Annotated in this window: 8 protein-coding genes; 7 read left to right on the forward strand and 1 reads right to left on the reverse strand. The window is 67.1% G+C overall.

The window, feature by feature from the left end; all coding sequences use genetic code 11:
* From WA805_RS07965 to WA805_RS07995, 7 genes are all read left to right on the forward strand, one after another.
* On the forward strand, nucleotides 1-887 hold an 887-nt coding region (locus tag WA805_RS07965; RefSeq protein ID WP_425242011.1), incomplete at its 5' end, for a hypothetical protein.
* A 438-nt stretch (nucleotides 888-1,325) separates the two neighbouring features.
* On the forward strand, nucleotides 1,326-2,270 hold the full coding sequence (locus tag WA805_RS07970) for an NAD(P)-dependent oxidoreductase (RefSeq protein WP_425242012.1): 945 nt from the start codon (nucleotides 1,326-1,328) through the stop codon (nucleotides 2,268-2,270).
* 27 nt (nucleotides 2,271-2,297) lie between these two features.
* Nucleotides 2,298-3,605: an amino acid ABC transporter substrate-binding protein gene (locus WA805_RS07975; protein WP_425242013.1), complete on the forward strand. Its 1,308-nt coding sequence runs from the start codon at nucleotides 2,298-2,300 to the stop codon at nucleotides 3,603-3,605.
* A gap of 54 nt (nucleotides 3,606-3,659) precedes the next feature.
* Nucleotides 3,660-4,538: a branched-chain amino acid ABC transporter permease gene (locus tag WA805_RS07980; protein WP_424563494.1), complete on the forward strand. Its 879-nt coding sequence runs from the start codon at nucleotides 3,660-3,662 to the stop codon at nucleotides 4,536-4,538.
* Nucleotides 4,535-5,653: a branched-chain amino acid ABC transporter permease gene (locus WA805_RS07985; protein ID WP_422285265.1), complete on the forward strand. Its 1,119-nt coding sequence runs from the start codon at nucleotides 4,535-4,537 to the stop codon at nucleotides 5,651-5,653. Before WA805_RS07980 ends, WA805_RS07985 begins: the two co-directional genes overlap by 4 nt.
* Nucleotides 5,650-6,435, forward strand: coding sequence for an ABC transporter ATP-binding protein (locus WA805_RS07990; protein ID WP_425242014.1), 786 nt, complete (start codon nucleotides 5,650-5,652; stop codon nucleotides 6,433-6,435). Before WA805_RS07985 ends, WA805_RS07990 begins: the two co-directional genes overlap by 4 nt.
* On the forward strand, nucleotides 6,432-7,193 hold the full coding sequence (locus WA805_RS07995) for an ABC transporter ATP-binding protein (protein ID WP_424563492.1): 762 nt from the start codon (nucleotides 6,432-6,434) through the stop codon (nucleotides 7,191-7,193). Before WA805_RS07990 ends, WA805_RS07995 begins: the two co-directional genes overlap by 4 nt.
* On the opposite strand, the gene WA805_RS08000 is transcribed toward WA805_RS07995, so the two are convergent.
* Nucleotides 7,190-7,849 (reverse strand): O-methyltransferase, encoded by a 660-nt coding sequence (locus WA805_RS08000; RefSeq protein WP_422285271.1) that lies wholly within the window; start codon nucleotides 7,847-7,849, stop codon nucleotides 7,190-7,192. The genes WA805_RS07995 and WA805_RS08000 overlap by 4 nt on opposite strands.
* Between the last annotated feature and the right edge of the window lie 17 nt (nucleotides 7,850-7,866).

Raw genomic sequence — 7,866 nt, forward strand, 5'->3', positions numbered from 1 at the left:
ACGGCGACCAGGCCGTCCTGGAAAAGCACTACGTGCCCCGCCGCTCCCAGCGCACCCGCGCCGTCCTCACGTTCTTCGCCCAGGACCATGCGGCCGGCGACATGGTGTACTCCAACGCCGACATCACCAAAGCCGAGCAGGCCGCCGAGATCATCGCCTTCGCTGACTACTGGAAGAACGCCACCGGCAGCGACCCCGGCCTGCTGGTCTTCGACTCCCAGCTCACCACCTGCAAGATCCTGGAAGAACTGTCCGCCCGCGGCATCACCTGGCTCACCCTGCGCCAGCGCGGCAAGACCGAGCTCGCCCGCCTCGCCGCCCTCCCCGCCTCAGAATGGAAGGGCGCGGTCATCGCCCGCTCCGGCCGCTACCGGCGGCCCCGCATGCACGAGGACATGATCAAGCTCACCGGCATCAGCGGCCAGGTCCGCCAGATCGCGATCAAGAACATCGGCCGCGACGAGCCCACCCTCCTGATCACCAACGACACAGACACCACCCGCAAGGCCCTGTTCGCCCGCTACGCCGAGCGGATGATGATCGAAAACGAGCTGGACGCCTACATCGGCGGGTTCCACCTGGACGCCCTGACCAGCGGTGTCTCCCTCAACGTGGACCTGGACACCACCCTCACCGTCATCGCCGGGAACCTGTACCGGCTGCTCGCGCTCAAACTATCCCGCTACGAGCACGCCACACCGGGAACCCTGTGGCGCGACTTCCTCGACGCCACCGGCACCCTGCACATCGACCAAGCCGGCGTCACCTGCGCACTGAACCTGCGCAGCCACCACCCCGCCCTCATCGACGCCGGGTTCGCCGAGATGGAGACCCCGATCCCGTGGTGGGACAACCGCACCCTCAAGTTCCGGTTCCCGCCACGATGATCATCAAGCCGCAGGGAACGTCAACTCAATTATCTGACCGTGAATCGAGGTTAGCCGCGTTCTGGGGCCGACGGCAACGGGAGCCGGCCATAATGGGCCCGGCGACAGTACTAAACGTGCCCGGAACCGGGCACGAAGCCACAGCACAAGGCACCGCCGGACGCGGCCGAGGGTAGTACACTGCATTCGATTGCATCCGTTATATCCGTACATATATCTACCTGAGGTGATTGTACCTCGTGCGATGAGACGCATGGCTTGCTCTCGTCGTCCGGTTGCACAGCCGCCCCTGCGTCGCGTTGCCGCACTTCGGGCACGGCTGTGTAACAGATTGGATATGCGGCATTGACAAACCAGTGAGGCGAGTAGCACTCTCTGGTGCAAACGATTGTGCTAATTGCGCCCAGCCAAGGCGACGGGCAACCAGACGAGGACGGGATGACTGAGGAAGCTGACGCACTCCAGCTGGGCTGGCTGGGCACCGGCCGGATGGGCGCCGCGATGGTGCGCCGCCTGCTCGCGCACGGCTGCGACGTCACTGTCTACAACCGCACCGCGGCCAAGGCCGTCCCGCTCGTCGAGCTTGGCGCGACCGCGGTCGGGTCGATATCCGAACTGGCCGCGTGCGACATCGTCTTCACCGCCCTCAGCACCCCGGCCGACCTGATCTCGGCGCTGACCGGGCCGGAAGGCCTCATCTCAGGCGGCGCCTCCCCGAAGATCGTGGTCGACTGCTCGACGGTGTCCGCGGACGCCTCGTCGATCGTCAGGGAGCGGCTCGCCGAGCGCGGCACCGCGCTGCTCGCGGCGCCGGTCATGGGGAACCCCAAGGTGGTCGAGGCCGGCCGGATGACTGCGGCCGTCTCCGGCCCGCGCGACGCGTTCGACACCGCCGAGCCCTACCTGACCATGCTGGGCAGCGGCGTCACCTACGTGGGGGAGGGCGAGCTGGCGCGGATAGTCAAACTCTGCCATAACCTGTTCCTCGGCGTCATCGCGGCGTCGATGGCGGAGATCACTATCCTGGCTCAGGCAAGCGGAATCAGCCGTGAGGCGTTTCTGTCCTGCCTGAACAAAAGCGTGGTGGGCTCCCAGTTCACCAGGTACAAGTCACCGGCATATGTCAACCTCGACTTCGAACCGACCTTCACCTCTAAGCTGCTCAGAAAGGATTTCGATCTCGGACTGGCGGCCGCGCGGGAACGCGAGGTTCCGATGCCCGTGGCCGCGGTCGTCCATCAGCTCATTCAGGGGCTGGTCGGCCGTGGTTACGGTGACGTTGATTTCGCTGCGTTTATCGCGCAAGAGGCCGAATCGGCCGGTATAACCCTCGACAGTGAGCACGCCGAAGTTTCCGACGGGCTCGACCCCGAAGAACCCTAACCCCCAGGAGGAAAGGAGGAACCGGGCGTGAGAGCATCCCTCCCCTGGTTCTCCAGGAACGCCATCGCGGTGAGCGCCGTCGCGCTCTCCGTAGGCGTCCTTGCGGCCTGCACTAGCAGTGGCAGTAGCAGCAGCAGTTCGAGCACAAGCCCGAGCGCGAGCGCGAGCAGCTCGGCGAACACGACGCCGATCAGCATCGGCGCGTCGCTGTCCCTCACCGGAGACTTCTCCGCGGACGGGCTGGCCTATCAGAAGGGCTACAACCTCTGGGCCAAGGACGTCAACGCGGCCGGCGGCATCATGGGCCGTCAGGTCAAGCTGACGATCCTGAACGACGCCAGCTCGCCCAACCAGGTGGTCACCAACTACCAGACGCTGATCAACACCGATCACGTCGACCTGACGTTCGGGCCGTTCTCCTCGCTGCTGACCACCCCCGCGTCGGCGGTGGCGGCCCGCAGCGGCTTCGCGTTCATCGAGGGCGCCGGCGGCGCGCCGACGGTGTTCCAGACCCCGCAGAACGAGGCCGACCACAACGTCTTCGACGTGTCCCTGCCGGTCGCGGACGAAATCATGCCGTTCGTGAACTACATCGCGAGCCTGCCGGCCAGCCAGCGGCCGAAGACCGCGGCGTACCCGATGGCCCAGGACCCGTTCGCCGACCCGCCGGTGCAGCTCGCTCAGCAGAAGCTGCAGGCGCTCGGCGTGAAGACCGTCTACTCGAACATCTTCCCTGCCGAGCCGTCGTCCTACACCCCGCAGGCCGACAACGTGGCGGGCAAGGCGCCCGACGTCGTGGTGCTCGGCTCCACGGACGTGCCCACGGTCGCGGCGTTCATGAAGGCGTTCGAGACCAACCACTACACCCCCAAGTGGTTCGTGGCGGCGGCCGGCCCGGACCAGGGCGCCGCGTTCATCACCGCGGTGGGCGCGGGCAACGCGGACGGCATGATGGTGCCGAACGGCTGGTACCCCGGGTACAACAACGCGGCCAGCGCGAAGATGGTCAGCGAGTACGTCGCGCAGTACGGCGGCAGCGCGTCCGGCGTGGGCGCGGACGTGGCCGAGGCCTACTCGGTGGGCCAGGTGACGCAGCAGGCCATCGTGGCCACCGGCGGCACCGACAACGCCAAGATCACCGCTTACCTGCACAGCGGTGTCACGCTGAACAGCGTGCAGGGGCCGGTGAAGTTCGACTCACTCGGCGAGAACAGCCTGGCGGCGGCCTTCATGTTCCAGTGGCAGGGCAACGGGACCAAGTTCGTCCAGGTTCTGCCGCAGGGAGCGACGGCCAGCACGGCAATCATCAAGAAGTCGCCGTGGAGCTCGGGCTGACCGAGCGTCAGGGCTGACCAGCATCACGTATGAACCGACCAGGACGGAGCTTTTATGGCGCGGGAGATATCGCAGGCCATCGTCGACGGGATCCTCATCGGGGGCGTGTACGCCCTCATGGCGGCGGGCCTGACCCTGATCTTCGGCGTGCTCGACATCATCAACATCGCCCAGGGTGTCCTGGTCATCCTGGGCGCTTACCTCAGCTACTCGCTGTTCACCAAGGCGCACATCGACGTGTTCCTCGGGCTGCTGATCACCGTGCCCGCGATGTTCATCATCGGCGTCGTGATCCACTGGGCGTTCATCAGACGACTGCGCGGCACCGAGCGAACATCGATGACGCTGCTGGTCACCTACGCGGTGGCGCTGATCATCGAAGGCGTCCTGTACAAGATCTACGGGGCGAACGACGTCCAGATCAACGCACCGTCCACGAACTCGACCGTGCACGTCTTCGGCTTCTACATCGAGGACATCTACATCTACGGGTTCATCATGGCGATCGCCCTCGTCGTGGTGCTGTACGCGCTGCTGTACCGGACCAGGTTCGGCCGCAGCGTCCGCGCCACGATGCAGGACGAGACCGCCGCGCGGCTCGTCGGCATCGACGTGAACCGGGTCGCCGCGCTGACCTTCGGCGTCGGCGTCGCGGTGACCGCGGCCGGCGGGATGGTCTACGGGGCGACCAACGCCTTCAACGCCAACAGCGGTTACGACCTGATCTCGCGGCTGCTGGCCATCATCATCCTCGGCGGCATGGGCTCCATCGGCGGCGCGCTCGGCGCGGCCGTCTTCATGATCACCCTGGAGTCGGTTGTGACGATCTGGTACCCGACCTGGGCGGTCCTCGTCTTTTACGTCGCTCTGGTGCTCGTGCTGGTCATCCGCCCGAACGGCCTGTTCGGCCGGACGGCGGTGCGGGCCCAGTGAGCACGTCCACGGATCAGGTCAGCGTGCCCGCGGATGAGGCACTGGGCACAGGCCGCCGCGACCTCGTGCTCAAGGTCGCGGGACTGCTCGCGCTCGCCGTGATCGCGATCGCCTTTCCGAAGGTCTACACCGACCCGGCGGTCACGAACTACGGCGTCTTCGCGCTCATCTACGTCACGGTCGCGAGCGCGTGGAACATCTTCTCCGGCAACACCGGCTACATCTCGCTCGGCATGGCGGTGTTCTACGGCAGCGGCGCCTACGCGCTAGGCAGCATGGCGTCGGCCTGGCATTTCAACGGGGCGTCGGCATTCGCCCTCCTGCCCCTCGCGGGCGTGGTCGGCGCGATCATCGCGGTGCCGTTCGGGCTGATCGCGCTGCGCGTCAGGCGGCATACGTTCATCGTGGTCACGATCGCCGTCTTCTTCATCTTCCAGCTGATGGCCTACAACCTGTCGTTCACGCACGGCACTGTCGGGATGAACGCGCCGTTCATCACCTGGCCGGCGTCTGGGTTCAACACGCCCTTCTACTACATCGCGCTGGCCATCGCGGCGGGCACGATCGCCATCGCCTGGCTGATCCGCCGGTCCCGCTTCGGCCTCCAGTTGCGTGCCATCAGGGACGACGAGGACCGGGCGCGCGGGCTTGGCGTGCGGACCATGCGGGTCAAGCTGTGGGCGTTCGTCATCTCCGGCTCGATCGCCGCGATGATCGGGTCGGTCTGGTTCCTTTACATCGGCCAGGTGCAGCCCAATACGGGGTTCGATCCGCTGTTCGACCTGACGATCGTGCTGATGGCATTCCTCGGCGGCTACGGCTCGATCGCCGGCACCGTGCTCGGCGCGCTGATCGTCGAGCCGGTCACGCTCTGGCTGAACACCCAGCCGGAGTTTTCCGGCGGGTACCTGAGTGAGATCCTGCTCGGCGGCGTCTTCCTCATCGTCGTGCTGTTCATGCCGCGCGGGATCGTCCCGTCCGGCGGCGAGTGGATCACCAAGCTTCGGAGCCGCGGGCGGCCCGCGGTGATCCCCGCGACCCGCATCGGCGGCCCGCCCACGGGGTCGGTGTCCGCCACGTCCATCGGCTCGGGCGGCTCGGGAGGTGCCAGGTGACCGCGCTGCTGCGGACCGACGGGATCAAGAAGGCCTACGGCGGCGTGCAGGCGCTCAACGGCGCGTCCATCGCGGTGGACGAGGGCACCGTGGCCGGCCTGATCGGCCCGAACGGGTCGGGCAAGACGACGCTGTTCAACGTGATCACCGGGTACGACAGGGCCGATGAGGGCCAGGTCTGGTTCGGCGACACGACGATCACCAACGCCGCGCCTGACAAGGTGTTCGCGACCGGGATCGGCCGGACCTTCCAGCTCACGCGGATCTTCCCCCGGCTGACGGTCATCGAGAACATGCTCATCGCGGCGCAGGCGCGGGACAAGCCGAAAAACCTGCTCTCCTGGTTCGGCAAGGACGCGTGGACGCAGCACCGGCGGCGCGCGACGGACCTGCTCGAGTTCGTCGGCATCGAGGGGCACGCCCATCTGCTCGCCGGCTCGCTGTCCTACGGGCAGCGCAAGCTGCTGGAGCTCGCCTACGTGCTGGTCGCCGATCCCGCGGTCGTCCTGCTCGACGAGCCGGCCGGCGGGGTGAACCCGACGCTGGTCAACCACATAGCGGACCGGATCCGCCAGCTCAACGCCGAGCAGGGCAAGACGTTCCTGGTCGTGGAGCACAACATGGAGTTCGTGATGGGGCTGTGCTCCACCATCACGGTGCTCGAGTCGGGCGCCACCGTGATAAGCGGGCCGCCGCAGATCGTCAGGACGGACCAGCGCGTGCTCGACGCCTACCTGGGCGCGGACATCGACGAGGAGGACGAGGAGGAGGACCCCCGATGACCACGCCAGCGCCCGCCGCGCCCGCCGCGACTGAGCCCGCACTCGTCATGGAGGGCGTGGTCGCCGGCTACGGCGGCGGCGACGTGCTCCGCGGCGTCACGTTCGAAGTGCCCGAGGGGTCCATCACTTGCGTGGTGGGGCCGAACGGCGCCGGCAAATCCACGCTGATGCGGGTGATCAGCGGCCTGCTGCGGCCGCGGCTCGGCACGGTCACGCTGCGCGGGGAGAAGCTGACCGGCAAGTCGCCGCGGCAGATCCTGAAGCTCGGCGTGGTCCAGGTGCCGCAGAACCACAGCCTGTTCACGGACATGACCGTCAGGGAGAACATCGACCTCGGCGGCTACATGATCGGCGACCGCAAGCTCGTCAACACCAGGATCGATGCCGTCTTCGATCTGTTCCCCCAGGTCAGGGACTGGGCCGGGATGAAGGCGGGAGCACTGTCCGGCGGCCAGCAGCGGCTGGTGGAGTTCGCCCGCGCGCTGATGCTCGACCCGGCGCTGATCCTGCTCGACGAGCCCTCGATGGGGCTGTCCCCGCTGGTGCTCAAGTCGGTGTTCGCCGCCGCCAGGCAGATGAACAGCAACGGCGCGACGATCCTGCTCGTGGAGCAGAACGCCAGGTCCGGCCTCAAGCTCTCCAATTACGGGGTCGTGATGGAGAACGGCACGGTCCGGCTGTCCGGCACCGGCCGCGAGGTGCTCGAGCACCCCGAGATCGGCGAGCTCTACCTGGGCGGGGCCGTCAAGAGCGCCTAATGCTTCAGTGCGACCGTCAGGCCGTCGCCGATGGGCAGCATGATCAGTTCCACCCGGTCGTCGGCCGCGGCGTGATCGTTCATCGTCCGCACCGCGATGACCGACGGATTGTCGTTGCCCGCGTCGAGCACCCGGCCGTGCGAGAACGTGTTGTCCACCATGATCAGGCCGCCGCTGCGCACCCGCGGCACGAGCTCGGTCCAGTACTTCGGGTACGAGAGCTTGTCCGCGTCGATGAACGCGACGTCGAACGCCTCCTCCTCCGGAAGCGAGCGCAGCGTTCCGAGCGCCGGCCCAAGCCGCAGCTCGATCCGATCGGAGAGCCCGGCCTTCTCCCAGTACTTCCTGGCGACCGACGTCCACTCCTCGCTGACATCGCAGGTCAGCAGCCGCCCGCCGGAGCCGAGACCGCGGGCGATGCAGATGGACGAGTAGCCGGTGAAGGTGCCCACCTCGATCCCGGAGCGGGCACGGCCGAGCCTGGTGAGCAGCGTCAGCAGCGTGCCCATCTCGGGCGCCACCTGAAGGGTGACCTCACTGGGGAAGCGCTCCGCCGTCTCGGTGGCCAGCTCCCGCAGTACCGGGTCCGGCGGCGTGCTGTGCGCCGTCAGGTAGGCGTTCAGGTGGAGGCTGATCTGCTCGCTGCGCCGCGTCATGGCAACAAACTTAGTTC

The sequence above is a fragment of the Trebonia sp. genome (assembly GCF_049794275.1).
Taxonomy (GTDB): domain Bacteria; phylum Actinomycetota; class Actinomycetes; order Streptosporangiales; family Streptosporangiaceae; genus Trebonia.